Source organism: Dorea sp. AM58-8 (genome assembly GCF_003464045.1).
Taxonomy (GTDB): domain Bacteria; phylum Bacillota; class Clostridia; order Lachnospirales; family Lachnospiraceae; genus Claveliimonas; species Claveliimonas ammoniilytica.
Genome location: NZ_QSDM01000011.1, coordinates 19,226 through 46,052, shown reverse-complemented (window position 1 = coordinate 46,052; position 26,827 = coordinate 19,226). Strand labels below are relative to the sequence as shown.

Annotated in this window: 29 protein-coding genes and 1 pseudogene; 29 read left to right on the top strand and 1 reads right to left on the bottom strand. The window is 42.6% G+C overall.

Annotation, left to right across the window (positions count from 1 at the left end):
* Position 1: 1 nt before the first annotated feature.
* The 10 genes from DXA18_RS09380 (at position 2) to rnfB (ending at position 9,059) form a co-directional block, all read left to right on the top strand.
* Entirely contained in the window at positions 2-1,231 is a 1,230-nt protein-coding gene (locus tag DXA18_RS09380) for an NAD(P)/FAD-dependent oxidoreductase (RefSeq protein WP_118383718.1), read from the top strand.
* Between the two features lie 14 nt (positions 1,232-1,245).
* A complete protein-coding gene (gene cmk, locus DXA18_RS09375; protein WP_118383717.1) occupies positions 1,246-1,923 on the top strand; it encodes a (d)CMP kinase in 678 nt (225 codons plus the stop codon).
* Positions 1,920-2,774 carry a 4-hydroxy-3-methylbut-2-enyl diphosphate reductase gene (gene ispH, locus DXA18_RS09370; protein WP_118383716.1) on the top strand — a complete coding sequence of 285 codons (855 nt, stop codon included), beginning with the start codon at positions 1,920-1,922 and terminating at the stop codon, positions 2,772-2,774. Before cmk ends, ispH begins: the two co-directional genes overlap by 4 nt.
* Positions 2,755-3,837, top strand: coding sequence for a 30S ribosomal protein S1 (gene rpsA, locus DXA18_RS09365; protein ID WP_118383715.1), 1,083 nt, complete (start codon positions 2,755-2,757; stop codon positions 3,835-3,837). Before ispH ends, rpsA begins: the two co-directional genes overlap by 20 nt.
* Before the next feature lie 213 nt (positions 3,838-4,050).
* Complete coding sequence (gene rsxC / locus DXA18_RS09360; RefSeq protein ID WP_118383714.1) at positions 4,051-5,373, top strand: electron transport complex subunit RsxC; 1,323 nt, start codon at positions 4,051-4,053, stop codon at positions 5,371-5,373.
* A gap of 24 nt (positions 5,374-5,397) precedes the next feature.
* Positions 5,398-6,351 (top strand): RnfABCDGE type electron transport complex subunit D, encoded by a 954-nt coding sequence (locus DXA18_RS09355; RefSeq protein WP_118383713.1) that lies wholly within the window; start codon positions 5,398-5,400, stop codon positions 6,349-6,351.
* Positions 6,351-6,935, top strand: a complete 585-nt coding sequence (locus DXA18_RS09350; RefSeq protein WP_118383712.1) for an RnfABCDGE type electron transport complex subunit G — start codon at positions 6,351-6,353, stop codon at positions 6,933-6,935. Before DXA18_RS09355 ends, DXA18_RS09350 begins: the two co-directional genes overlap by 1 nt.
* 16 nt (positions 6,936-6,951) lie before the next feature.
* Positions 6,952-7,668 (top strand): electron transport complex subunit RsxE, encoded by a 717-nt coding sequence (gene rsxE / locus DXA18_RS09345; RefSeq protein WP_118383711.1) that lies wholly within the window; start codon positions 6,952-6,954, stop codon positions 7,666-7,668.
* 5 nt (positions 7,669-7,673) lie between these two features.
* Positions 7,674-8,249, top strand: coding sequence for an electron transport complex protein RnfA (locus tag DXA18_RS09340; protein ID WP_118383710.1), 576 nt, complete (start codon positions 7,674-7,676; stop codon positions 8,247-8,249).
* 12 nt (positions 8,250-8,261) lie between these two features.
* The gene (gene rnfB, locus DXA18_RS09335) at positions 8,262-9,059 is read left to right on the top strand and encodes an RnfABCDGE type electron transport complex subunit B (RefSeq protein WP_118383709.1); all 798 of its coding nucleotides are present in this window, start codon (positions 8,262-8,264) and stop codon (positions 9,057-9,059) included.
* Between the two features lie 172 nt (positions 9,060-9,231).
* Here rnfB and DXA18_RS09330 read toward each other — a convergent pair whose 3' ends face one another.
* A complete protein-coding gene (locus DXA18_RS09330) occupies positions 9,232-10,221 on the bottom strand; it encodes an FAD:protein FMN transferase (protein WP_118383708.1) in 990 nt (329 codons plus the stop codon).
* Between the two features lie 157 nt (positions 10,222-10,378).
* On the opposite strand from DXA18_RS09330, the gene DXA18_RS09325 reads away from it, so the two are divergent.
* From DXA18_RS09325 to coaD, 19 genes and pseudogenes are all read left to right on the top strand, one after another.
* A complete protein-coding gene (locus DXA18_RS09325) occupies positions 10,379-10,759 on the top strand; it encodes a NusG domain II-containing protein (protein ID WP_243007079.1) in 381 nt (126 codons plus the stop codon).
* Between the two features lie 9 nt (positions 10,760-10,768).
* The gene (locus DXA18_RS09320; protein ID WP_118383707.1) at positions 10,769-11,263 is read left to right on the top strand and encodes a Gx transporter family protein; all 495 of its coding nucleotides are present in this window, start codon (positions 10,769-10,771) and stop codon (positions 11,261-11,263) included.
* 32 nt (positions 11,264-11,295) lie between these two features.
* A complete protein-coding gene (gene ruvA / locus DXA18_RS09315; RefSeq protein ID WP_118383706.1) occupies positions 11,296-11,904 on the top strand; it encodes a Holliday junction branch migration protein RuvA in 609 nt (202 codons plus the stop codon).
* A 15-nt stretch (positions 11,905-11,919) separates the two neighbouring features.
* The gene (ruvB, locus tag DXA18_RS09310) at positions 11,920-12,918 is read left to right on the top strand and encodes a Holliday junction branch migration DNA helicase RuvB (RefSeq protein WP_118383705.1); all 999 of its coding nucleotides are present in this window, start codon (positions 11,920-11,922) and stop codon (positions 12,916-12,918) included.
* An 86-nt stretch (positions 12,919-13,004) separates the two neighbouring features.
* Complete coding sequence (zapA, locus tag DXA18_RS09305; protein WP_118383704.1) at positions 13,005-13,418, top strand: cell division protein ZapA; 414 nt, start codon at positions 13,005-13,007, stop codon at positions 13,416-13,418.
* A gap of 84 nt (positions 13,419-13,502) precedes the next feature.
* Entirely contained in the window at positions 13,503-15,647 is a 2,145-nt protein-coding gene (locus tag DXA18_RS09300) for a U32 family peptidase (protein ID WP_118383703.1), read from the top strand.
* A gap of 7 nt (positions 15,648-15,654) precedes the next feature.
* Positions 15,655-17,139 (top strand): FtsW/RodA/SpoVE family cell cycle protein, encoded by a 1,485-nt coding sequence (locus tag DXA18_RS09295; RefSeq protein ID WP_118383702.1) that lies wholly within the window; start codon positions 15,655-15,657, stop codon positions 17,137-17,139.
* A 37-nt stretch (positions 17,140-17,176) separates the two neighbouring features.
* Positions 17,177-18,514: a penicillin-binding transpeptidase domain-containing protein gene (locus tag DXA18_RS09290; protein ID WP_199665567.1), complete on the top strand. Its 1,338-nt coding sequence runs from the start codon at positions 17,177-17,179 to the stop codon at positions 18,512-18,514.
* A 12-nt stretch (positions 18,515-18,526) separates the two neighbouring features.
* Positions 18,527-18,850: a hypothetical protein gene (locus tag DXA18_RS09285; protein ID WP_118383700.1), complete on the top strand. Its 324-nt coding sequence runs from the start codon at positions 18,527-18,529 to the stop codon at positions 18,848-18,850.
* 1 nt (position 18,851) lies between these two features.
* Positions 18,852-19,895: a DUF2953 domain-containing protein gene (locus DXA18_RS09280; RefSeq protein ID WP_158567112.1), complete on the top strand. Its 1,044-nt coding sequence runs from the start codon at positions 18,852-18,854 to the stop codon at positions 19,893-19,895.
* 18 nt (positions 19,896-19,913) lie between these two features.
* Positions 19,914-20,303, top strand: coding sequence for a GerW family sporulation protein (locus tag DXA18_RS09275; protein WP_118383698.1), 390 nt, complete (start codon positions 19,914-19,916; stop codon positions 20,301-20,303).
* A gap of 269 nt (positions 20,304-20,572) precedes the next feature.
* Positions 20,573-20,713, top strand: a complete 141-nt coding sequence (locus tag DXA18_RS15815) for a hypothetical protein (protein WP_199665563.1) — start codon at positions 20,573-20,575, stop codon at positions 20,711-20,713.
* Positions 20,714-20,842: 129 nt separating this feature from the next.
* Positions 20,843-21,031: a 50S ribosomal protein L28 gene (gene rpmB, locus DXA18_RS09270; protein WP_118383697.1), complete on the top strand. Its 189-nt coding sequence runs from the start codon at positions 20,843-20,845 to the stop codon at positions 21,029-21,031.
* A gap of 231 nt (positions 21,032-21,262) precedes the next feature.
* Complete coding sequence (locus DXA18_RS09265) at positions 21,263-21,622, top strand: Asp23/Gls24 family envelope stress response protein (protein ID WP_118383696.1); 360 nt, start codon at positions 21,263-21,265, stop codon at positions 21,620-21,622.
* Positions 21,623-21,637: 15 nt separating this feature from the next.
* A pseudogene (locus tag DXA18_RS09260) lies at positions 21,638-23,297 on the top strand (DAK2 domain-containing protein).
* Between the two features lie 4 nt (positions 23,298-23,301).
* Positions 23,302-25,332, top strand: a complete 2,031-nt coding sequence (recG, locus tag DXA18_RS09255; RefSeq protein ID WP_118383695.1) for an ATP-dependent DNA helicase RecG — start codon at positions 23,302-23,304, stop codon at positions 25,330-25,332.
* A 78-nt stretch (positions 25,333-25,410) separates the two neighbouring features.
* Positions 25,411-25,617, top strand: coding sequence for an alpha/beta-type small acid-soluble spore protein (locus DXA18_RS09250; protein WP_118383694.1), 207 nt, complete (start codon positions 25,411-25,413; stop codon positions 25,615-25,617).
* Positions 25,618-25,710: 93 nt separating this feature from the next.
* A complete protein-coding gene (gene rsmD / locus DXA18_RS09245; RefSeq protein WP_278337069.1) occupies positions 25,711-26,310 on the top strand; it encodes a 16S rRNA (guanine(966)-N(2))-methyltransferase RsmD in 600 nt (199 codons plus the stop codon).
* 29 nt (positions 26,311-26,339) lie between these two features.
* Positions 26,340-26,825 (top strand): pantetheine-phosphate adenylyltransferase, encoded by a 486-nt coding sequence (gene coaD, locus DXA18_RS09240; protein WP_118383692.1) that lies wholly within the window; start codon positions 26,340-26,342, stop codon positions 26,823-26,825.
* Positions 26,826-26,827 lie beyond the last annotated feature (2 nt).

The following is a 26,827-nucleotide window of genomic DNA, read 5'->3' as shown; positions in this document are numbered from 1 at the left end:
TATGAGTAAAGTGATTATTATAGGAGGCGGTGCTGCAGGTATGTTTGCGGCAGTACATGCGTCTGATAAAGGACATGAAGTACATCTTTTTGAAAAGAATGAGAAGCTTGGTAAAAAGTTATATATTACCGGAAAGGGAAGATGCAATATTACCAACGCCTGTGATGTGGAGGAACTTTTTCAGGCAGTAATCGGCAATCCGAAGTTCCTTTACAGCAGTTTTTATACGTACACGAATCAGAATGTGATTGATTTTTTTGAAAATGAAGGCCTTGCTACGAAGATTGAGCGAGGCAACAGAGTATTTCCGGTATCTGATCACTCTTCGGATGTAATCCGTACTTTGTCAGAGGCTATGAGGAAACGTGGTGTTCAGATACACTTGAATCAGAAAGTAGAAAAAGTGCTGCAGAAAGATGGAACGTTTGATGGGATTGTTCTGGAGGATGGTAAGACAGTAAAGGGCGACAGCTGCATTATCGCGACAGGAGGTCTTTCCTATCCATCTACTGGTTCCACCGGTGATGGATACAGATGGGCAGAAGCACTTGGACACAAGGTGACGGAGCGGAGTCCAGGACTGGTTCCGCTTGAGACAAAAGAGCCATGGGTAAAAACACTTCAGGGATTGTCGCTTAGAAATGTTAATGTCACTGTTTTAGATGGACGTAAGAAATATTACGAAGAGTTTGGTGAACTTTTGTTTACACATTTTGGCGTGAGTGGTCCGACTGTGATCAGTGCCAGCAGTATCGTAGGACAGATGTTGAAAAAGAAAGAACTCACACTGACAATTGATCTGAAACCGGCACTTTCTGAGGAACAGCTTGATAAGAGGTTGCTGAGAGATTTTGAAGAACAAAAAAATAAACAGTTCAAAAATGCACTTGGTGGTTTGTTTCCTTCCAAACTGATCCCGGTTATGGTAGAACTCAGTGGGATTTTGCCGGAGAAGCAGGTGAATGCTATTTCTAAAGAAGAACGCCGCAGTCTGGTACGTTTAATTAAGAATTTTGCAATGACACTTACTGGAATTCGTGGATATAATGAGGCAATCATAACCAGAGGTGGTGTATCAGTCCGGGAGATTGATCCTGGTACTATGGAGTCAAAGAAAGTTAAAAATCTTTATTTTGCAGGTGAAGTTCTGGATCTGGATGCAGTGACAGGAGGATATAATCTGCAGATTGCCTGGTCTACCGGATACATGGCAGCACAGGAAATACGATAGAAAAGGTGAAAAATATGGGATTTAATATAGCAATTGATGGACCGGCAGGTGCCGGAAAAAGTACAATAGCCAAGTTGGTGGCGGCCAGACAGAATTGCATCTATGTGGATACGGGCGCAATGTACCGTGGCCTTGCTGTACATTTTCTCGGAAAACAGATTGATCCATCAGATATCAATGCGGTAATTGATGCCTGCCGGGATGCGGATGTAAGTATCCGTTACGAAGACGGTATGCAGCAGGTGTATTTGAATGGAACGAATATTACCGGACAGCTTCGAAGTGAAGAAGTCGGCGATATGGCGTCTAAGACATCTGCGATTCCTGAAGTTCGCACAAAACTTCTGGAACTGCAGCGCACTATGGCAAGAGAACATGATGTAGTGATGGATGGAAGAGATATCGGAACCAATATCCTGCCAGATGCAGATGTGAAGATATATCTGACTGCAAGTGTGGAAACTCGTGCTAAGCGGAGATTTGATGAGCTTCAGGCAAAAGGACAGGAATGTGATCTGACTAAGATTCAGGAAGACATCAGAGCGCGGGATCACAGGGATATGACGCGAGAGACTGCGCCGCTCAAACAGGCAGACGATGCAGTGCTGGTGGACAGTTCTGATATGAATATAGAAGAAGTAACAGATGCGATTCTTGCGATATGTGCAGATAAGCAGAAGGAGACGGTATGAAAGTTCTGTTAGCTAAGACTGCCGGTTTTTGCTTTGGAGTGAAACGTGCGGTTGATACCGTATACCAACAGGTAGAAGAGAATAAAGACTGTAAGATCTATACGTTTGGTCCGATCATTCATAACGATGAAGTGATCAAGGATATGCAGGCGAAAGGTGTGACTGTACTGGAGGGAGAAGAAGATCTTCCAAAGGCAAAGAACGGGATTGTGATCATACGATCCCACGGAGTGCCGAAACGCATCTGTGACCGAATGGATGAACTGGGGATTCAGTACGTCGATGCGACCTGTCCATTTGTGAAAAAGATTCATAAAATTGCAATGGAAAAAGCAGAAGAGGGCGCATTTCTTGTGGTGATAGGCAATCCGGTACACCCGGAGGTAGAAGGCATTATGGGCTGGGCTGGGGAAGATGCGGCTGTTATTTCTACGGCAGAGGAAGCGGAGCATCTGACGGTGCCAGAGGACAGGAAAATATGTGTTGTTGCACAAACGACATTTAATTACAATAAATTCAAAGAATTGGTTGAAATTATTTCGAAAAGGCGTTATGATATAAGTGTTTTGAATACGATTTGCAGTGCGACGAAAGAGCGGCAGACTGAAACCGCCCGTATTGCAGACAGGGTCGATGCGATGATCGTTATTGGAGATAAACGAAGTTCCAATACCCAGAAGCTATTCGAGATATGCAAGAATGCATGTAACAATACGTACTATATACAGACACTTGACGATTTGAATGTGAATCAATTAAGGTCCGTGGAAACAGTAGGTATTACAGCAGGGGCATCCACGCCCAATAATATAATTGAGGAGGTTCAAAATTATGTCAGAATTAACTTTTGAACAAATGCTAGAAGATTCGTTGAAAACAATTCACAACGGAGAGGTGGTTGACGGTACGGTCATTGACGTTAAGCCAGATGAAATTATTTTAAATATAGGTTACAAGGCTGACGGAATCATTACAAAGAGTGAGTACACGAATGAGGCCGGTGCAGATCTTACAACTATGGTATCAGTTGGAGATTCAATGACAGTTAAAGTATTAAAGGTAAATGATGGCGAAGGTCAGGTATTATTGACATACAAGAGACTGCTTGCTGAAAGAGGAAATGAAAGACTGAAAGAAGCTTTCGAGAACAAAGAAGTACTGAAAGCACCAGTTGTTCAGATCCTTGGTGGTGGATTAAGTGTTGTTGTTGATGAAGCAAGAGTATTTATCCCGGCAAGTCTGGTATCTGATACTTATGAAAAAGATCTCAGCAAATATCAGGGACAGGAAATTGAGTTCGTAATCAGTGAGTTCAATCCTAGAAGAAACCGTGTGATCGGTGACAGAAGACAGCTTCTGGTTGCTGAGAGAGCAGAAAAGCAGAAAGAACTTTTCGCAAATCTTCATGTTGGAGATACAGTAGAAGGTGTTGTAAAGAATGTTACAGATTTTGGCGCATTCATCGATCTTGGTGGAGTAGATGGTCTGTTACATATTTCAGAGATGTCCTGGGGACGTGTTGAGAATCCTAAGAAAGTATTCCAGGTTGGCGAAAAGCTGAAAGTACTCGTGAAAGATATTCACGATACTAAGATCGCACTCAGCCTGAAATTCCCAGAGACTAATCCATGGGCTAATGCTGCAGAAGATTATGCAGTAGGTAAAGAGATCACAGGTAAGGTTGCAAGAATGACAGATTTTGGTGCATTCGTTGAACTCGCTCCTGGAGTAGATGCTCTGCTTCATGTTTCACAGATTTCTCGCGCACATGTTGAAAAACCATCTGACGTACTTTCAGTTGGACAGGAGATTACTGCTAAGATTGTAGATCTGAACGAAGCTGAGAAGAAGATCAGCCTGAGCATGAAAGCACTTGAGAAACCGGAAGAGGCATCTGAAGGTGAAGAGGCTTAATTACTGATAAGAACAGACTTGATATATATGAAAAAGATAGCAAAGATAGGGACACGAAAGTGCCTCTATCTTTCTGTGTTGTTATGCCTAAAATGTTAAATAATAGGCAAGCTGTATTGAAAAATGTACAACGAAACATCCTACATTTATGGAAAATTAGGAGATTTTTTTGTATATTATATATAATAAACTAAAAGGAAGGAAGGAAAAGGAATGGCACTGTTAACATTTAAGGGTGGTATTCATCCGGATGACGGCAAGAGTCTGGCAAAAGATAAGGCGATTGTTGATGTGAAGCCAAAAGGAGATCTTGTATATCCGCTTTCGCAGCATATCGGTGCTCCGGCAACTCCAATTGTTGCCAAGGGAGATCACGTGCTGAGAGGACAGAAGATTGCGGAAGCTGGCGGATTTGTTTCTGCTCCGATTTATGCTTCAGTATCCGGAACGGTAAAAGCAATTGAACCTCATTTTAATCCTACTGGGGCAAAGGTGAACTGCATCGTAGTAGAGAATGACGGAGAGTACAAGGAAGTTGAATATGCTCCAGTAAAACCGTTGGAGGAAATGACAAAAGAAGAGATATTGAATGCGATCGGTGAGGCCGGTGTTGTAGGTATGGGTGGAGCTGGATTCCCTACTAAGGTGAAGCTTTCGCCAAAAGAGCCGGAGAAGATTGACTATATTATAGCAAACTGTGCGGAGTGTGAGCCATATATCACTGCCGATTACAGACGTATGATGGAGACGCCGGAACGCCTTGTTGGTGGTATGAAGGTTGTCCTTTCACTGTTTGAACATGCAAAAGGTATTTTTGGCGTGGAAGATAATAAGCCAGATTGTATCGAGAAGCTGAAAGAACTTACAAAAGATGAGCCTCGTATGGAAGTTATGGCATTAAAGACCAAATACCCTCAGGGTGGTGAGCGTCAGCTGATCTATGCTACAACCGGGCGAGCAATCAACTCTACTATGCTTCCGGCAGATGCGGGATGTGTTGTAGATAACGTTGAGACTATGATCAATATTTACCAGGCAGTTGTAGAAGGAAAGCCTTCTATTGAACGTATTGTTACTGTCAGTGGTGATGCGATCAATGAGCCTGGTAACTTCCGCGCACCATTTGGTATGAATCAGATGGAACTTGTAGAGCAGGCTGGTGGATTTAAGGAAGAACCAGAAAAGGTGATTTCCGGTGGTCCGATGATGGGATTTGCCATGTTTACTGTAGATGTACCTGTTACGAAAACATCTTCTTCAGTTCTGGCATTTGTAAAAGATTCGGTTAAGAGACTGGAAGAGACCGCATGTATCAACTGTGGACGTTGTGTGGATGCCTGTCCAAGCCGTATTATTCCGTCTCGTCTGGCTGATTATGCACAGCATCATGATGCGGAGACATTTGAAAAAATGAACGGTATGGAATGCGTAGAGTGTGGATCATGTAGTTACGTCTGTCCAGCTAAGAGACCGTTGAAACAGTCAATCGGTTCCATGAGAAAGATTGTTCTGGCTAATCGCAGAAAGAAAAAATAACAAGAGAGGAAGAGGTGAACAAAAGTGGAGAATCAGTTAAATATTTCATCTTCACCACATATACGTTCCAAAGTTACTTCCAGCAATATTATGCTCATGGTAACAATTGCTCTGTTGCCGGCATCTGCATTTGGAGTATATAATTTTGGAATGGATGCACTGCTGATGCTGATCGTTACGACTGCAACAGCTGTGCTTACAGAGTTTATTTATGAAAAGCTTATGCACAAGAAGATCACAATCGGTGATTTCAGTGCTGTTGTAACAGGACTTCTGCTTGGACTTAATATGCCACCTACAGCACCGTTGTGGATGGGAGCACTTGGTAGTGTATTTGCTATCCTGATCGTCAAGCAGCTGTTCGGAGGTCTGGGACAGAACTTCATGAACCCGGCACTTGGAGCAAGATGTTTTCTGTTGATTTCTTTTGCAGGACAGATGACCAAGTTCGTTTATGATGGAGAGACAGGACCGACACCACTGGCATATCTGAAGGAAGGAGCACTGTCAAGTGTGAATTCTATGGACATGCTGATCGGACGTATTCCAGGTACGATTGGTGAGACATCTGTGATCGCAATCATTATTGGCGCGATTTTCCTGATTATGTTGGGAATTATTGATCTTCGTATTCCTGGTACATATATTGTAACATTTGTATTGTTTATTGGTATCTTCGGACAGTTCTCTGATGCAAATGTAGGATTTTTTGATCCTCAGTTCATCACTGCAGAGTTGTGTGGAGGTGGTCTGATGTTAGGTGCATGGTTCATGGCAACTGACTACGTTACATCACCGATCACCAAATCCGGTCAGATCGTATACGGTATTGTACTTGGACTTCTGACTGGTCTGTTCCGTCTGTTCGGTGGATCATCAGAAGGTGTATCCTATGCGATCATCATCAGTAACCTTTTAGTTCCACTTATTGAGAAGGTTACTCTTCCGAAACCATTTGGCAAAGGAGGAGAAAAATAATGAACAAGATTATTAAAAATACAGCGATCCTTACAGCAATCACTCTGATTGCAGGACTTTTGCTGGGACTGGTATATGAAGTAACTAAGACTCCGATTGCTCAGACTCAGGAAGCGGCTAAGAGAGAAGCCTGGTTACAGGTATTCCCTGAAGCAAGTGAGGATGATTTTGAAGCAGTGGATGTAGATCAGAAGGTTGCTGATCAGGTAATCAAAGAACTCGGCATCAAGGGAAGCATTGATGAGGTATGTTCCGTAAAAGGCGGAGAGGCCGGATATGTTATCACAGCTACCGATGGCGAAGGTTATGGCGGTGATATCCAGATCACAGTAGGTATTACAGCAGATGGAACAATCAGTGGAGTTGCATTCCTGAGTATCAGCGAGACAGCAGGACTTGGTATGAAAGCAACTAACAGTTCTTTCTATTCACAGTATGTGGGTAAGCAGACAGATAAATTCTATGTATCAAAGGATGGCGGCGAAGGTGAGCCGATCGATGCCATCAGTGGTGCAAGCTTTACATCACGAGCTGTAACAGGTGCCGTGAATGCAGCACTTGCATATTTTCACAGTGCATTTTAGTCGGGAGGTAGTGTAGATGAATTCATGTGGAGAAAGACTGAAAAATGGTCTTATTGATGAAAATCCGATTTTCGTCCTGATGCTTGGTATGTGTCCGACACTTGCGGTAACTACTTCGGCTATGAACGGTATCGGTATGGGACTTTCAACAACGGCGGTACTTGTAATGTCCAACATGTTGATTTCCATGTTACGTAAGATTATACCGGATTCTGTCAGAATGCCGGCATTTATCGTGGTTGTTGCGTCATTCGTAACAATCGTTGACTTCCTTATGGAAGGATATACACCGTCACTTTATGATTCACTTGGAATTTATATTCCACTGATCGTTGTTAACTGTATTATTCTTGGCCGTGCAGAGAGCTATGCTTCTAAGAACCCGGTTCTTCCGTCTATTTTTGACGGACTTGGTATGGGACTTGGATTTACCGTAGGTCTTCTTGCAATCGGTGCTGTACGTGAGATCATTGGAGCAGGACAGATTTTTGGCAAACAGATTCTTCCGCTCGCTGATTCTACAATGGGCAAGGCAGGATATACACCAATTACAATCTTTATTCTGGCACCTGGAGCATTCCTGGTACTTGCAGGTCTTGCAGCAATCCAGAATAAGGTAAAGATTAACATGGAGAAGAAAGGCAAGGATGCATCTAAGATTCAGTCAGGATGTGGTTCTGATTGTGCAACCTGTGCCGGATGTGCTTCTACAGCAGATAAAGGAAAGGAATAGGAAAGATGGGAAATTTGATTTTAATCGCAGTCGGTTCTGCGCTTGTAAGTAACGTCGTACTTAGTCAGTTCCTCGGTATCTGTTCTTTCCTGGGTGTTTCCAAGAAGACAGAGACAGCTGCCGGAATGGGCGGAGCCGTTATTTTCGTAATCACTCTGGCATCATTAGTTGCCGGAATATTACATCAGTTTATTCTCAAACCACTGGGATTTGAGTACTTGAACACAATCGTATTTATCCTTGTAATCGCAGCACTTGTACAGATTGTAGAAATGTTCTTGAAAAAGTTCGTGCCTTCATTGTACAATGCTCTTGGAGTATACCTTCCACTGATCACAACAAACTGTGCAGTGCTTGGTGTAGCTCTGAATAATGTACAGGATGATTACAATATTCTCGAAGGCGTAGTGAATGGTTTTGCAACAGGTGTTGGTTATCTGATCGCCATTGTACTGCTTGCCGGTATCAGAGAAAAGATGGAATATAATGACATTCCGGAATCCTTCAAAGGTATGCCGATCGTACTGCTGACATCAGCACTCATGTCAATCGCATTCTTTGGATTCTCAGGACTTATTTAGGAGGAAGACAATATGAGTATGACAGGAATTATTTTGGCTACAGTCATTGTAGGCGGTACCGGATTATTCATTGGTATTTTCCTCGGGCTGGCAGACAAAAAGTTTGCAGTTGAAGTAGATGAAAAGGAAGAAGCTATTCTGGGTGTTCTTCCAGGTAATAACTGTGGTGGTTGTGGTTATCCGGGATGTTCCGGACTTGCAGCCGCAATTGCAGCCGGCGAAGCTCCGGTCAATGCCTGTCCGGTCGGTGGTGCACCAGTAGGTGCTAAGGTAGCCGAGATTATGGGACAGGAAGCAACAGAGCAGGTGCATGAAGTTGCATATGTAAAATGTGCAGGTACCTGTGATAAAGCTAAGACTGATTATGAATATCAGGGAGTTTCTGACTGTATTATGATCAATATGATGCAGAATGGTGGACCAAAGACATGTAACTATGGATGTATCGGTGAGGGTACCTGTGTGAAAGCCTGTCCGTTTGATGCAATCCATATTGTGGACGGAGTTGCAGTAGTAGATAAGGAAAAATGTAAGGCATGTGGTAAATGTATCGCAGTATGTCCAAGACATTTGATCGAACTGATTCCATATGAACAGAAACATATGGTACAGTGCAGCTCACAGGATAAAGGTAAGGATGTAATGGCAGCTTGTGCCGTTGGTTGTATAGGATGCAGAATGTGTGCGAAAGTATGCCCTGCAGAAGCAATAACCGTAGAAAACAATATTGCACATATTGACTCCACTAAATGTGTAAATTGTGGCGCCTGCGCTGAGAAGTGTCCGAAGAAGATTATCCGGATTCAATAGTTACCAATCTTCTCAACCAACTGTTAATTAAGGAGATCTTGGTCGAGATATAGATCGGACATTACATCATACAAGATATGTTGACTCAATGCATAACATTGGGATCCGCGGAAGCGGAAGGTGAAAACGACAGGGGTGATTACGAAAGTAATCACCCCTGTCGTTTTGTATATTATTTTGGAAAATTATCTGAGTAAGTCAGATTATTATCTGTATCGATGAATACGGCTTCTACGCCATCCAGACTGTTGATTAAATCCATTCCCTTATCCGGACCAAGAAGAAAAGTTGTGGTACTCAGTGCATCTGCTGTGAGAGAAGAATCAGTGAGAATCGTAACACTGTTCAGCCCATTGTTGCACGGCATACCATCGGAAGATTGTAATATGTGATGGTAGAAATCACCGTCTTTTTCAAAGTATCTCTGGTATGTACCAGAAGTAACAGCGGCCTGATCATTCAATTCTATGGATGCGATTGGCTCACCACGGTCGTCAAAAGGTTTCTGAATGCCGATCAGAAAACTGCTTCCATCTGGCTTGTCTCCGATAGCAAGGACATTACCGCCAAGATCAATCAGTGCGTGTTCTACGCCTTCGCTTTTCAGATATTCTTTTAATTTATCAGCAATAAATCCTTTGGCAATGGCTCCGAGATCTATTTTAGATTCGGGATCGGAGAGGCGTACCAGATTACCGTCAATTTCTATTTTGTGATAATCGACGTGTGTCACGGCCTCTGCAAGAACTGAGGCATCCGGTACCTGTGGATCATCGGATTTGAAATCCCACAGCTCAGTGACAGTCCCAATGGTAATGTCGAAAGCTCCATCAGATAATTCGCTGTAATGCAATCCTTCCCGGATTAATTTGAGAGTATCATCAGAGACCTCGGTATAAGCACCTTCTGCGTGGTTAATCTGCCAGATCTCACTGCCTTCTCTGGTACGTGACAGCCTGGCTTCATAATCGTCGCAGATCTTCTGACATTTAGTTAGAAGATTATTATCCTGTGAATCGTAAATCTTAATACTAATTACGGTGTCAAGTGCCGTCCCGGTATAGGAAATGGGATCTGTGTTGGCAGAACTCCCGGAACATCCGGTAAGACCAAGCAGCAGAGACGCTGTGCCAAGTATAGCTAGTTGTCTATGCCATTTCATAAGTGTACTCCTTTATCAATAACTGCAATGGCAGTTAGTATTTTAAACAGATTTAGTATAGCACAGAGAAACAAAGGGTTTCAACCTTTATCGAACGTGTGGTTGCGATGGTGGAGTGGTTGTGATAGAATAGGTAAGAATTATAAAAGACTGGAAAGTGCAGAAGTGTGAAGATGGGATTAAAGAAAAAAGATCTGGTGTTAATGGGGATAATTCTCTGTATTGCTGCAGTGTGCAGCTGGTACATCATTTTACCGGAGAAGCGGGGAAAGGCATAGTGGCAATCAAAGTGGATGGAGTGACAGAAGGGACATATGTACTGACGGAAGATCGCAGGATAGAGATTAATCATGGAACCAATATACTTGAGATTAAGAATGGAGAGGCTTCTATGATTGAAGCTGACTGTCCGGATCAGATATGTGTGCATGAGAAAGCAATATCTGCCGATGGCGAGTCAATTATCTGCCTTCCTAATAAAATCGTAGTTGAGGTGGAGTCTGATAAAGAGAGTGAACTGGATGCAGTAATGAAGTAGGAGGCAGTTGTGAAGAACCGAGTAGCATATTTTGGTGTGTTTGTTGCGCTGGCATTGATATTCAGCTATGTTGAAACAATGATTCCGTTTCAGATTGGTATTCCCGGTGTTAAGCTGGGACTGGCAAACCTGATCGTAGTTATAGCATTGTACAAAACGGATGTAAAGGAGGCGCTGCTGTTATCAGTAACAAGAGTGGTTTTATCCGGATTTATATTTGGTAATCTGGCAAGTATTCTATATAGTCTTGCCGGAGGACTGGTGAGTCTTGCGGTAATGGCATTGCTGAAAAAGTATGCGGATCTGAGCATTATCGGAGTCAGTGTGGCCGGTGGTGTATTTCACAATATAGGACAGCTTGTAGTGGCAGCTATTGTGGTTGAGACTTATAGCGTAACCGGATATCTGCCGGTACTTCTGGTGGCAGGACTGATTACAGGATTTGTGATCGGTACGGTGGCAACGGAAATGATACGACGGCTGAGAAACATAGATCTGCGTTAAAATCAATCTGGAATAGAAGGGGGAGAGACGGAATGATTGCATATATAAAAGGCGAACTTGTAATACTGGAAGAAGACAGGGTGATCGTTGATGTCGGTGGCGTGGGATATGGCATCTATATGCCGGGAAGAGCGATGTCTGCGCTTCCGCCGATAGGTTCGGAAGTGCTTGTTCATACATATCTGAATGTAAAGGAAGATGCGATGCAGCTTTACGGATTTCTTACGAGAGACGACCTTGCAGTGTTTCGCAAAGTGATCACAGTCAGTGGAATCGGGCCAAGAGGAGGACTCAGCATTTTGTCTCAGCTTTCGGCAGATGATCTGAGATTTGCTGTTATGTCAGGTGATGCCAAGGCAATTTCGGCTGCACAGGGAATCGGGAAAAAGACGGCCGAGAAGCTGATTCTGGAATTAAAAGACAAACTCAGTATGCCGGATCTGGATCGTTATGCGGCTTTAGAAGATACATCTGCTGTATCGGCTGCGACAGGTGGAATCCAGCAGGATGCGGTATCGGCACTGGTGGCACTTGGCTATGGCAATACAGAAGCTTTGAAGGCAGTACGTCGGGTAGAACTTACAGAAGGCATGAATGTAGAAGATGTGCTGAAACAGGCTTTGAAATATATGATGTTTTAGTAGCAGAGGGGTATCATGGGAAGAAGAATTATCACAACAGAGAATCTGGAAGAAGATCAGAAAATAGAGAACCATCTCAGACCGCAGACACTGGATGACTATGTGGGGCAGGAAAAAGCGAAAGAGATGTTGAAAATATATATATCTGCGGCAAAGGACCGAGGAGAGCCGTTAGACCATGTATTGTTTTATGGGCCGCCGGGACTTGGTAAGACAACACTTGCCGGGATTATTGCCAATGAGATGGGCGTGAATTTAAAGGTTACATCCGGTCCGGCAATTGAAAAGCCGGGAGATATGGCGGCAATATTGAACAGTCTGCAGGAGGGAGATGTACTTTTTGTGGATGAGATCCATCGCTTGAACCGTCAGGTGGAAGAGGTACTTTACCCAGCTATGGAGGATTTTGCCATTGACATTATGATTGGTAAGGGTGCAAGTGCCAGATCGATACGTCTGGATCTTCCTAAGTTTACACTGGTCGGAGCAACCACCAGAGCGGGTATGCTGACAGCTCCGCTTCGTGACCGTTTTGGCGTGATTAATCGCCTGGAGTTTTATACGGTAGAAGAGCTGCAGACGATCATACAGAGATCAGCAACAGTTCTGGGTGTGGAGATTGATGAACGTGGTTCTGCGGAACTTGCAAGAAGATCCAGAGGTACGCCGCGTCTTGCCAATCGTTTGCTGAAACGGGTACGTGACTTTGCACAGGTGAAGTTCGATGGCGTGATTACAGGAGACGTAGCAGATTTTGCACTGGATCTCTTAGATGTAGATAAATATGGTCTGGATCATGTCGACAGGAATCTTCTGTCTACAATGATCACAAGATTTGCCGGGGGACCAGTTGGTCTGGAGACACTTGCGGCATCTATAGGTGAAGATGCCGGAACGATAGAGGATGTCTATGAACCGTATCTTTTGAAGAATGGATTCCTGCTCAGAACACCGAGAGGAAGGGTCGCAACAGAGCTGGCATATGGACATTTGGGAATTTCCCTTTCAAAATAGTGAAAAACTGTTGGTTTTTATGGAACTATCGTTTATAATATATCTATATTGTTTATGTATGAATTTAGGAAATGTTGGAGGTTGCAATGGCATCATCAAAGAATTTTACAGAAGTATTAATTGGTGGAAAGGTATTTACTCTGAGTGGATTTGAGAGTGAAGAATATCTGCAGAGAGTGTCTACATATCTGAATCATAAATTAGAAGAGTGCTCCAGCAGTGATGGCTACAGAAAGCAGAGTGCAGAGACGAGAAGTATCCTTCTTGCGCTGAATATTGCAGATGACTATTTCAAGGCTAAGAAGCAGGGCGGTACATTAGAAAGTGATATCGAAGCAAAAGATAAAGAGATGTATGATCTCAAGCATGAGTTGATTTCAGTACAGATTAAGCTGGAGAACGCGGACAAAGCACTGGACAAGCTGAAAGAAGAGAATAAAGCATTGCAGATGAAGATTGTACAGTTAGAAACTGAGATGAAGAATAAAAAGAGTAAATAGCTGTCATATGACAGCCTATCTGCTTTATATGATCGTTTATATAAACAGAATTCGGAATGAATGGATATTTTCAAAGGAGTTTAGATGGAACGAATGCCAGAAATTCTTGCACCGGCAGGTGATTTTGCTACACTGAAAGCAGCTGTATCAGCCGGAGCAGATGCAATATATCTTGGCGGGGAGCAATTTGGAGCTCGCGCCTTTGCAAAAAATTTTACAGAAGAAGAACTGTGCTCAGCAATTGATTATGCACATCTGCATGGCAGAAAGATATATTTGACAGTTAATACGCTGGTCAAGGAACGTGAATTTGATCAGTTATATGGATATCTTCTCCCATACTATAAGCAGGGGCTGGATGCAGTAATTGTACAGGATATGGGTGTGATGGAATATATTCGTTGCCAGTTTCCTGAGATGGATATCCATGCCAGTACGCAGATGACGGTTACGAATGCAATTTCAGCAGAATGGCTGGAGAAGCAGGGCGTGGTACGAGTGGTTCCGGCAAGAGAGCTTTCGCTTCCGGAGATTAAGGAAATACGTGACAGGACCAATCTTGAGATTGAGTGTTTTGTACATGGAGCTCTTTGTTATTGCTATTCCGGACAGTGTCTGCTCAGCAGTCTGATTGGGGGACGAAGCGGTAATCGCGGACAGTGTGCGCAGCCATGCAGACTGCCTTATCGGGTGAATGGAAAGAAGCCGTCGGATATTATGAGTCTGAAAGATTTGTGTACGATTGAGTATATTCCTGATCTGATTGAACATGGAATTGATTCCTTTAAGATTGAAGGACGGATGAAGCAGCCTGCTTATGTAGCAACAGTGACTGATGCATATCGCAGATACCGGGATTACTATCTGGAAAAAGGAAGAGAAAATTATCGCGTTAAGAAAGATGATTTAAACCGGCTTATGCAGGCTTATCAGAGAAGAGGATATTGTAACGGTTATTACTATGTTCATAATGGAAAGAATATGATATCTCTGGAGCGCCCAAAAGCGGAAATGCAGTCAGAGGATACACTAAATATGGTCTGTCAGGAAAAAATTACAGGTGTGTTAAGGGCTGTATGTGGAAAACCGGCAGAATTTTCAGTAAGTTGTGGTGAGACAGAAGTATGTATAAAAGGTGCAGATGTACAGCGTGCTGAAAAAGTTCCGATGAGCAGGGATCGTCTGGAGAAGCAGATGAAGAAGACCGGCAATACGCCATTTGTGTTTGAGCAGCTGGATATTCAGATGGATGAGGATATCTTTCTCCCGGTGCAGGCATTGAATGAACTTCGCCGTCAGGCGTTGGGGATGCTGGAAGCAAAACTTCTGGAATCAGGAAAAAGAGAAGAACCGGAGCGGTTAGCCATTTGCTCAGACACAGAAAATACAGCAGATACGAATAAGGAAAAGGCATCGGAGCTTACTGTGTCGGTTGAGACTATAGAACAGTTTGAAACAGCAGCTGGATTTACAGGAATTGCACGTATTTATGTTGAAGATACCCTTTGGGATGGGCAGAATGCAGACCGAATGAAACAGATCATTCGAATCGCACGAGAGAATGGAACAGATGTATATTTCGCTATGGCACGGATTTACAGAGAAGAGTCAAAGTTATATTATAATAAGCACCTGGAAGAATTGATGGAGACCTTTGATGGCGTACTGGTACGGAATCTGGAGAGCCTGCTTCTTATACGTAAAAAGAGTGCGGATTATCCGGTGGTTACGGATAGCAGTATATATCTGTGGAATCATAGGGCTAAGAATTTCTTGCGGCAGTTTAATCTTAAGGCAGGGACTGCACCTGTAGAACTAAACAGCTGGGAATTAGAGGAACTGGGCATACAGGAGATGGAACTTGTAGTATATGGATATCTCCCGGTTATGGTATCGGCGGGATGTGTGCGTAAGAATACATCCGGTTGTACAGGAAAACCAGGGGAACTTATCCTGACAGATAGACAGAAGAAGAATATGACAGTAAAAAATGTCTGCAGATACTGCTATAATGTAATGTATAATACATCTCCATTATTGCTGGCAGATCAGCAGATGAAGATTATGCGTCTCCATCCGCGTGCACTGCGCCTGGCGTTTACGACAGAAAATGGAGAGGATATGCAGAAGATACTTTGCATGTTCAGAAATATCTATGTAGAGAATACAGAATGTCCGATCCCAAAGATGGATTATACAAGAGGACATTTTAAACGAGGAGTAAAGTAGGTGGAAAATGGTTAATATCATAGTTGAGCTTTCAAAATATCTGATCATCACGATCATTATCATGTATACCTATTTGTGTTTCCGTATCTTCGGATATCAGGATGCCGAGAAAAAGCAGCGTATGCTGAAGCGGCAGAATACATTAATGTTTATGCTTCAGCTTATTGCCTTTATGGTATTATATCTGGAAATGGATGACATTAAGATACTGGGACTGTATCTTGCACAGATGGCACTTTTTCTGGCAACAATCCTGTTGTATACGCACATTTACCCGAGAGTATCAAGACTTGTGGTAAATAATATGTGTATGCTGCTGTGTATTGGTCTGATCATGCAGACCAGACTGTCTTACAGTAAGGCGATGAAACAGTTTGTGATCGCTGCCTGTGCGATAGCATTGAGTCTAGTGATTCCGATTATTATCCGCAAGTGTAAATTTTTGTCAGAGTGGAGAAGAATCTATGCGATCATAGGTTTGATTTCGCTTGGAGTGGTAGTAGTCATCGGTCAGGTATCCTACGGCGCCATGCTTGGGTTTACGATCGCGGGAATTAATATCCAGCCATCAGAGCTGGTGAAGATTGTATTTGTATTTTATGTGGCGGCGAGTCTGAAAGTATCCAGGGAATTTAAAGATATTGTGGTTACGACAGCCATTGCCGCGTTCCATGTGCTGATACTGGTAGTCTCTAAAGACCTTGGAGCTGCACTTATTATTTTTGTAGTATATCTGGTCATGCTGTACGTGGCGACCAGACAGCCGTTATATATACTGGCCGGGCTTGGAGCTGGAAGTGTGGCATCGGTAGTAGCATATTATTTGTTTGGTCATGTACGTACAAGAGTTATCGCATGGAAGGATCCATTTGCAGTATATGACAGTGGCGGTTATCAGTTGGCACAGTCTTTATTTGCGATAGGAACCGGCGGCTGGCTCGGAATGGGACTTTGTCAGGGACAGCCGGATAAGATTCCGGTAGCGGCTGAAGATTTTATTTTTTCAGCAATTGCGGAAGAACTTGGAATCGTATTTGCCATGTGTCTGATTTTAATCTGCCTGAGCTGCTATATTATGTTTCTTAATATAGCCATGCAGCTTCGCAATCAATTCTATAAGCTGGTTGCATTGGGACTGGGAACCTGTTATATTTTCCAGGTATTCCTGACAATTGGCGGAGTGACCAAGTTTATTCCATCTACAGGAGTTACGCTGCCACTGGTTAGCTATGGAGGAAGTTCCCTTTTAAGTACTTTAATTATGTTTGCAATTATTCAGGGGCTCTATATCCTGAGAGAAGATGAGGAAGAGATCATTGAAAGAAAGAAGAAAGAACAGCAAATACGACAGTTACGAGCTGAAAGAAGCAGAAAACAGAGAACGCAGGAAGCGCGAAAGAGAGCAGTTAAGCCGGAAAGAGCGCCGGAGCGCCAAAAAAGAAGACAAGCACCTGGAAAAGAAAAAGCGCGCCCGCAACAAAGAGTTCGCTAGAGTTACGTATGTATTTGTTGCGCTGTTTCTGGTTATGATGGGATATATCGGATATTTTACAGTGGTCAAGAGCAAAGACATTATCAGCAGTCCATATAATCCGCGTCTGGATTCCATGGCAGACCGTGTGGTACGAGGTAAGATCCTGGACAAAAGTGGTAATGTATTGGCTGAGACAGATACAGCTGATGATGGCAGTGAGTATCGATACTATCCATATGGTGAAATATTTGCTCATGTGGTAGGTTATTCTTCCCAGGGTAAATCCGGTCTGGAATCTACACAGAACTTCAATCTGCTGACATCAGATGCATTTATTCTGGAAAAACTGGTAAAGGAATTTCAGGATCAGAAAAATATCGGTGATAATGTGGTGACTACTCTGGATGTAGATCTTCAGAGCGCTGCATATAATGCACTTGGCGATAACAAGGGTGCGGTAGTGATCATGGAGCCAAGTACTGGAAAGGTGCTCGCTATGGTATCAAAGCCGTCCTTTGATCCGAATTCGGTTGCGGCAAATTGGGATGCGTTGAATTCCGATGAGAACAGCGTTTTGCTTAACCGCGCAACACAAGGGCTGTATGCACCGGGATCTACATTTAAAATTGTAACTACACTGGAATATATGCGTGAGCATCCGGAAGATTATAATTCCTATAGTTATAACTGTACCGGATCGATCACTTATGGGGATACAACGATTCCGTGTGCGAATCATGCAGTGCATGGGGCAGAGGATCTCGCATCTTCCTTTGCAAATTCCTGCAATTCTTCATTCTGTAATATTGGTATGAATCTGGATGTAAAAAAATATCAGGAGACTGCCGAAAATCTGCTGATCGGCTCAAAACTTCCGGGTGATTTTGCAACTGGAAAGAGTGAATTTCAGCTAACAGAAAATGATTCTACAGCAGAGAAAATGATGACTGCGATGGGACAGGGCAAAACACAGGTGAGTCCTTATCAGATGGCACTGATCACATCAGCAATTGCTAATGGCGGAACTCTGATGCGTCCATATCTGGTAGATTCAGTGACAAATTATACAGGAACGATTATTTCTGAGACGACACCGGAAAAATATAAAGATCTGATGACATCTGCGGAGGCTTCACAGCTTAAAACATATATGGAAGGTGTAGTCAGCTACGGAACAGGTTCCGTGCTGAGTGGTCAGTCTTATAGTGTGGCAGGAAAGACAGGTACGGCAGAATATAGTATGGATTCTTCCAGCCAGAATCATTCCTGGTTTGTAGGATTCAGTAATGTAGATAATCCGGAACTTGTAGTCAGTGTAATCGTAGAACAGTCAGACGGTAATACCAAGGCCGTTAATGTGGCCAAATCAATATTTGACAGTTATTACTATTAAAGAGGTGTGCCGGTGAAATATTATAGCAATCTGTATGTCTCAGAAAGACTTAAAAAAAAGAAAGATAAAGTGATCGCCAGATTGGAACGAAGAAAGATCCAGCCGGATCTGCATGTGATCCTGTTACCGGAATGCGATCATAATCAGTTGGAGATTGTAAATGCAATGTATCTGCTGCAGCCTGGTTATCCGAGAGAAGGCCGGATGGTAGTGGGGATTGCAAAAGGGTTTGAGGAAGCGGTAGAACTGGTAGAGGAGATCAGCCGGGAAGTGTATGATGCGACCGGAGATCTGGAGCTTAGAAACTATATTCAGGCAAAGGAACAGGAAGATTGATATGCTACATATTCTTTTTCTGATATTAAAAATAATAGGGATTATATTGGCAGTGATATTGGGACTGATTCTTTTGGTAATCTGTATTGTTCTCTTTGTGCCAATTTGCTATAAAGCTGATCTGCATGGGAGCGGAAATGCAAGAGAACTGACGGTACATGCAAAAGTAAGCTGGCTGTTTGGATTGATAAAGGCAGTATTTGCTCTGGAAAATGGTAAAACAGATTTATCAGTACGAATTGCCTGGAAAAAGCTTTGGGATAGCAATCCGGTTGAGGATAAAGCTGAGGATAGGGCTGAAGAAAAGCCAACGCTGGAAAAGAAAGCAGTAATGCAGGAGAAACAGGTCATACAGGGAGAGGAGAAGCAGGATGACACGACGAATCGAATTACAGATAAATCGGTTGAAGATGAGTCTGAAAAGACTGAAACATTGGAAAAAATGGAGAAGGTGCCTGTATCGGATTCAGAGAAGATTCCAGAAGAATCCAAAGTATCTGAACGAACTACAGAAAAATCTGAGCAGTCTGCAAAGATTCATCCGGAGAACACTGAAAAGAAACAGCGCAAGAAGAAAGATCGAAAAGAAGATTCGGATTCAGCTTCAAAGATTGAACAGATTACGGAAAAGATAAAATGTACATACCATAAATTCTGTGATAAAATAAATGAAATCACAGAAAAAAAAGATAAGATCAGTGATTTTCTTACGGATGAGACGCATAAGAATGCTTTTCTTAAATTAAAAAACGAAGCGTTTCATCTACTTAAAAAGCTTAAGCCAAAGAAGATACAGGGTGAGATTACATTTGGATTTGAAGATCCGTCACTGACTGGCAGGCTTCTGGCATGGATCAGTATGATCTATCCATGGATTGGCGAACACACAGATATTACGCCGGATTTTGAACATCGTACGTTAAGTGGTGATTTGAGTATACGCGGCAGATTATATGTGATAACGCCGGTGGTGACAGCCATTCGTCTGATCTTGAGTAAAGCGGTACGCAGATCATTTAAAGATATCAGAAATTTCAAATTATAAAGCAGGAGGTTTGCAGTTATGGGAGAGAATAACAAGCTGAAAGGGACAGTAGAAGAGCTGTTTCGCGGAATGGATGGAGTGATTTCTTCCAAGACCGTTGTGGGAGATGCAATTCATATTGGAGATACGATCATACTTCCGTTAATTGATGTGTCATTTGGTATGGGAGCAGGCTCATTCAGTGGTGAAAAGAAAGAAAAAGGCGGTGGAGGTCTCGGTGGTAAGATGACTCCATGTGCGGTTCTGGTAATCCAGAATGGTAATACCAAACTTGTCAATATCAAGAACCAGGATACGATCACTAAGATTCTTGACATGGTTCCAGATGTGGTTGACCGTTTTGCATCACGTGGTGAAACGAAAATGACTGAAGAAGATGTGGTAGACATTCTTAATGAATCAGAATAAAATCAGGATAATACGTAACCATGCAGGTATTGTCGCATATAATATCATGATGTTGGGGTCAAAAGCCCCAACTATGATGCCTGCGGATTGTTCCGTGCTATGCACTCCCACAATCCTCCCAATTATTCGCATATCGTGGGATTAACATCCCACTTTTAGGCTCATATTGGGGCGGGTCCCAAGGTCTTTCATCCACTTATGAGCGAGCTCATGTGGATTTAGACCTTTTGACCCTGGCATCATATCATAAGGTTATATGCGGAGGCAGTATGAGAAGAGTAACAGGATTTATATTATTTTGGATGGCAATGGGCATGATCGTTAACATGTTATTACCGAATCTTTTTGTCCAGATCTTGTGCATCTGCCTGTGTATTCTGATCGGGTATGAATTGTATCGTTGTGACTAAAAGAAAACGTTAAAATAAAATGATAAGAAATTCATAAATAATACTTGCATTTGCTTTATTCTTCTGATACAATAACTATTGTTGTGAGTCTGTATAGCAGACTATATCGGAGCGTTAGGAGGTGCAGTCATGGCTAAATGTGCTATTTGTGATAAGGGTGCTCACTTTGGAAATCATGTAAGTCACTCACATAGAAAAACACCAAAAATGTGGAAATCAAATGTAAAGTCAGTTCGTGTAAAGACTGAGAGTGGAGCTACAGAAAGAATGTATGTATGTACTTCTTGCTTAAGATCCGGAAAAGTTGAGCGTGCATAATAATGGTAACACTAAAACCTGGATTCAGAAGAATCCAGGTTTTTTTGTGTCACGACGAGCCAAAGTCTGAACTTGCTCGAGACCTTGGCGACCGTGGATAATCCCGGAATGTGCAATAAGCCGTTGAAAAATTTTGTTGTAAATAAAAAAGAAACAGAGTATAATACATTTGTTAAATTATGTTTTGTAACATGAAAAACAACATTCATATAAGAATTGGAGGATATAACTATGAAGGGAAGTATGAGTACGGATCTCGGAACAATTACAGTCAGCTCTGATGTTATTGCCAAATATGCAGGTACTGTAGCTGTAGAATGCTTCGGTATTGTCGGAATGGCTGCTGTTAATATGAAAGATGGAATCTACCGCCTTCTCAAGAAAGAGAATCTTACACATGGTATTCAAGTTACTATTTCAGAAGATAATCGTATTAAGATCGATTTTCATGTAATTGTAGCTTTCGGTGTAAGTATTTCTGCTGTTACAGAGAATTTGATCAGCAATGTTAAGTATAAAGTGGAAGAATTTACCAGAATGCCGGTCGATAAGATTAATATTTACATCGAAGGCGTCAGAGTGATTGATTAAGGAGGAACTTCGAAAGTGGCTACAAAGACTATTAATGTAGATATGCTTGCCAAAATGTTCCTGGCAGGTGCACAGAATATTGAAGCAAGAAAAGAGTATATTAATGAATTGAACGTATTTCCGGTTCCGGATGGAGATACAGGTACGAACATGTCTATGACGATCATGTCAGCGGCAAAAGAAGTAACAGCACTGGATCATCCGGATATGAAGACCCTGGCTAAAGCTATTTCTTCCGGATCACTGCGTGGAGCCAGAGGTAACTCCGGTGTTATTCTTTCACAGCTTCTCAGAGGATTTACAAAGGTTGTGAAGGAACAGAAAGAGATTGATGTGACGGTTCTTGCTGCAGCATGTATCCGTGCGAAAGAGACTGCATACAAGGCAGTTATGAAGCCGAAGGAGGGTACAATCCTTACAGTTGCCAAGGGGATTGCAGAAAAAGCAGCGGAGATGGAGCTGGAGACAGATGATCTGGAAGTGTTTATACCAGCTGTTATTGAATATGCAGAAGAAGTTCTGGCGAAAACACCAGAGATGCTTCCTGTATTAAAAGAAGCCGGTGTTGTGGATTCCGGCGGACAGGGACTGTTAGAGGTTTTGAAGGGCGGATATGATGCATTCCAGGGCAAAGAGATTGATTATTCTGCAATTACTCCAAGTGAAAGCAGTGCAGTAACTAAAATTTCAGCAGAAGCAACGGCAGATATTAAATTTGGGTACTGTACAGAGTTTATCATTCTTACAGATCGCGAATTTACAGAGAAGGACGAGCAGGAATTTAAAGCATATCTGGAGTCTATCGGTGACTCTATCGTATGCGTAGCGGATGATGATGTGGTTAAGACACATGTTCACACCAATGATCCGGGACTTGCGATCCAGAAGGCTCTTACTTATGGGCAGTTATCTCGCATGAAGATTGATAATATGCGTGAAGAACACCAGGAGAAGCTGATCAAAGATGCTGAGAAGATGGCTCGCGCTCAGGAAGAAAAAAAGAAAAAAGAGCCGGCGAAGCCTATGGGATTCATTACCGTATCGATTGGTGATGGATTGAATGATATTTTCCGTGAACTTGGCGCTGATTATATCATCGAAGGCGGACAGACCATGAACCCAAGTACAGAAGATATGCTGAATGCGATCGATAAGGTCAATGCAGAGACTGTATTTATCCTTCCGAATAACAAAAACATTGTTCTTGCAGCTAATCAGGCTAAGGCACTGGTTGAAGATAAGAAGATCGTGGTTATTCCAACCAAGACAGTACCGCAGGGTATTACAGCAATCATCAACTTTATGCCAGATGCAGATGCAGCGGCTAATGAAGAGGCAATGCTGGAAGCTATTCAGAATGTAAAAACCGGACAGGTACTTATGCAGTCCGTGATACTAAGATTGATGACAAAGAGATCCATGAGGGAGACATCATGGGTATCGGTGATGCAGGTATTATAGCTGTTGGAACAGATATCCAGAATACAGCTAAGGAGATGCTTGCAGCTATGGTAGATGAGGATTCAGAGCTTATCAGTCTGTACTATGGTGAAGAGATTTCAGCTGAGGATGCGGAAAGCTTTGCAGCAGAGATTGCAGAGTTGTATCCGGATATGGATATTGATGCGCAGTTTGGCGGTCAGCGATCTATTATTATGTAATGGCGGTAGAGTAAATAAATGAATGAGAGAACAGGTATTGGCGAATTAAAGGGCATTGGAGAAAAGACAGAAAAGCTTTTCCATAAGCTTGGTGTCTATACGGTAGGAGATCTTCTGAGACATTATCCGAGAGGATATGACATATATGAAGCACCCGTACCGATTGATGATCTTACAGAAGGCAGAATCCAGACAGTATCCGGTTTATTATCCGGAGCTGTTCAGGTATCACCGAATCGCAAAATGCCGGTTACAACTGTAAAAGTAAAGGATGCATCCGGGACTATAAAAGCAATATGGTTCCGGATGCCTTTTTTAAGGAGCACATTGGCGGCAGGTGGACCAATCATTCTGCGTGGACATGTGGTGCGAAGAAAAGATGGTCTGATACTGGAGCATCCTGAGATCTTTTATCCGGCGGATTCTTATCAGCTGAAAATGGGTACACTGCAGCCACAGTATCCGCTGACGGCAGGACTTTCCAATAATCTTACGGTAAAAGCGATCCGTCAGACGGTAGAACAGCTGAATCTGACGAAAGATAGGCTGCCAGAGGAACTCCGTATGAAATACGAACTGGCAGAGTACAATTATGCAATTCGCGGTATACACTTTCCAGAGGATAAAGAAGTATACTGTCGTGCAAGAGAACGGCTGGTGTTTGAAGAATTTCTGGAATTTATTCTGTCTATACGAAAGCTGAAAGAAAATAATGAACGTATGAAAAATGATTTCGATATCATACCAACGAAAGAAACAGACAGAATGCTCCGGTCATTGCCGTATGAACTGACAGGTGCACAGATGCGTGTGTGGAAAGAAATAATGCAGGATATGCAGGGGGAATACGTGATGTCGAGACTGGTACAAGGAGATGTGGGGTCCGGTAAGACAATCGTAGCGGCACTTGCCCTTCTCACTGTCGTAATGAATGGATACCAGGGAGCGATGATGGCTCCGACAGAAGTGCTCGCGAAGCAGCATTTTGAATCATTAACAGAACTTTTTGACACTTGTCATATTTCGATAAAAACGGAACTCCTGACTGGATCAATGAAAGCAAAAGAGAAGCGGGAAGCGTATGCAAGAATTGCATCTGGAGAATCACAGATTATTCTTGGTACGCACGCATTGATTCAGGATAAGGTCGACTATCATAACCTGGCACTAGTGGTGACTGATGAGCAGCATCGATTTGGTGTACGCCAGCGGGAGATATTTGCGGAAAAAGGAACAAATCCACATATTCTCGTTATGAGTGCAACACCGATTCCACGGACACTGGCAATTATTCTGTATGGTGATCTGGATATTTCGATCATTGATGAGCTTCCTTCTAATCGTCTGCCGATCAAGAACTGTGTGGTAGACACCGGATACCGTGATACAGCATATCGATTTATTAAGAATCAAATTGTTGAAGGACGGCAATGTTATATAGTGTGTCCGATGGTAGAAGAAAGTGAACATCTGGAAGTTGAAAATGTAACGGATTATGCGGTAATGCTTCAGCATGAACTTGGCAATGCGGTTAAGGTAGATTATCTTCATGGGAAAATGAAGCAGTCTGAAAAGGATGAGATCATGAATCGTTTTGCGGCAAACGAGATTCAGGTACTGGTATCAACAACGGTAATCGAAGTGGGGATAAATGTACCAAATGCCACAGTGATGATGGTGGAAAATGCTGAACGCTTTGGTCTTGCGCAGCTGCATCAGCTTCGTGGACGTGTGGGGCGCGGTAAATATCAGTCATATTGCATTTTTATGAGTGGTTCAAAATCAAAAGATACGAAAAAAAGATTGGAAATTCTGAATAATACCAATGACGGATTTAAAATTGCGAGTGAAGATCTGAAGCTTCGTGGTCCGGGAGATCTGTTTGGTATCCGGCAGAGCGGACTGATGGATTTTAAGCTTGGAGATATTTATCAGGATGCAAAGCTTCTGCAATATGCATCGGAAGCAGCTGAATGGATTATGACCAATCACCAAGACTGGATACAGGATCTGGAAAAGAACGAAAAAAATACCAGTGTAATATTATAAAACCTCCATATACTATGGGTGTAACTTAAGACAGGGTTACAGACAAACAGTAAAAGGATACAAAAGGAGGAAAATAAAATGGCAAGTCGTTCAACAAACAGAACAGCAGTGCCTGAGGCAAAGGGCGCACTGGACAAATTTAAATACGAGGTAGCAAGTGAATTGGGAGTACCGCTTTCAGATGGCTACAATGGAGATTTAACATCCAGACAGAACGGATCTGTAGGTGGATATATGGTAAAAAAGATGATCGAAGAACAGGAAAAGCAGATGGCAAATAAATAATCAGACAAATGCTGAAAGAGACCTCGGAAAAATCCGGGGTTTCTTTGTATTTTCTGGGATTCCGTGTTGACATTTTTGCTACTTATTTATATAATTAACAAGGTAAAGTATTATGTATACAAGAGGAGAAAGAATATGCGTGTTATCGGAGGACGGGCAAAGCGGTTACAGTTGAAGACACTGGAAGGGATGGATACCAGACCGACGACAGATCGTATTAAGGAGACACTTTTTAATATGATCGATCCGTGGATTGCTGACTGTGACTTTCTGGATCTGTTTGCCGGAAGCGGCGGAATCGGGATTGAGGCTGCCAGCCGGGGAGCGAAGGAAGTAGTATTTGTAGAGAAGAATCCTGCTGCTATGATGATTATCCGGGAGAATCTGAAGCACACAAGCCTGGAAGATGCAGCTGTTACGATGCAGTCTGATGTGATGACTGCAATCCGTTCACTGGATGGACGAAAGCAGTTTGATTACATTTTCATGGATCCACCGTATGATCACAGCCTGGAACGTCAGGTGCTGGAGCTTCTCAGAGAACATCGTATCCTGCGTGATGATGGCATGGTGATCGTAGAGGCATCGCTTGATACATCCTTTACATATCTGGAGGAATGTGGATTCCGCCTGGTAAAAGAAAAGATATACAAGACTAATAAGCACATGTTTATTGAGTATCAGCAAGATTAGATGAGACATAGATTACAGGAGGATTTTTTATGAGAGCGATTTATCCGGGAAGTTTTGATCCGGTTACATTTGGACATCTTGATATTATCTGCCGTTCATCAAAGATTGCGGACGAGTTAATTATCGGAGTATTGAAGAATAATGCAAAAAGTCCGTTGTTTTCCTTAGAAGAACGTGTTAAAATGTTGGAAGAGGTCACAAAAGATTATCATAATGTGAAGGTTGTTCCCTTTGAGGGATTATTGGTAGATTTTGCAAAGAATATGAAGGCAGATATTGTCGTCCGGGGATTGCGGGCGATCACAGACTTCGAGTATGAGCTGCAGATGGCGCAGACCAACCATAAGCTGGAAGAGAATGTTGAGACGATATTCCTTTCCACCAGACTGGAGTACTCTTATCTGAGTTCTACGATTGTAAAAGAAGTGGCGTCTTTTAATGGGGATATATCTCAGTTTGTACCGAAAGTGGTAGAACAGAGAATACGGGAGAAAATACAAAAAAGGAGAGTGTAAAT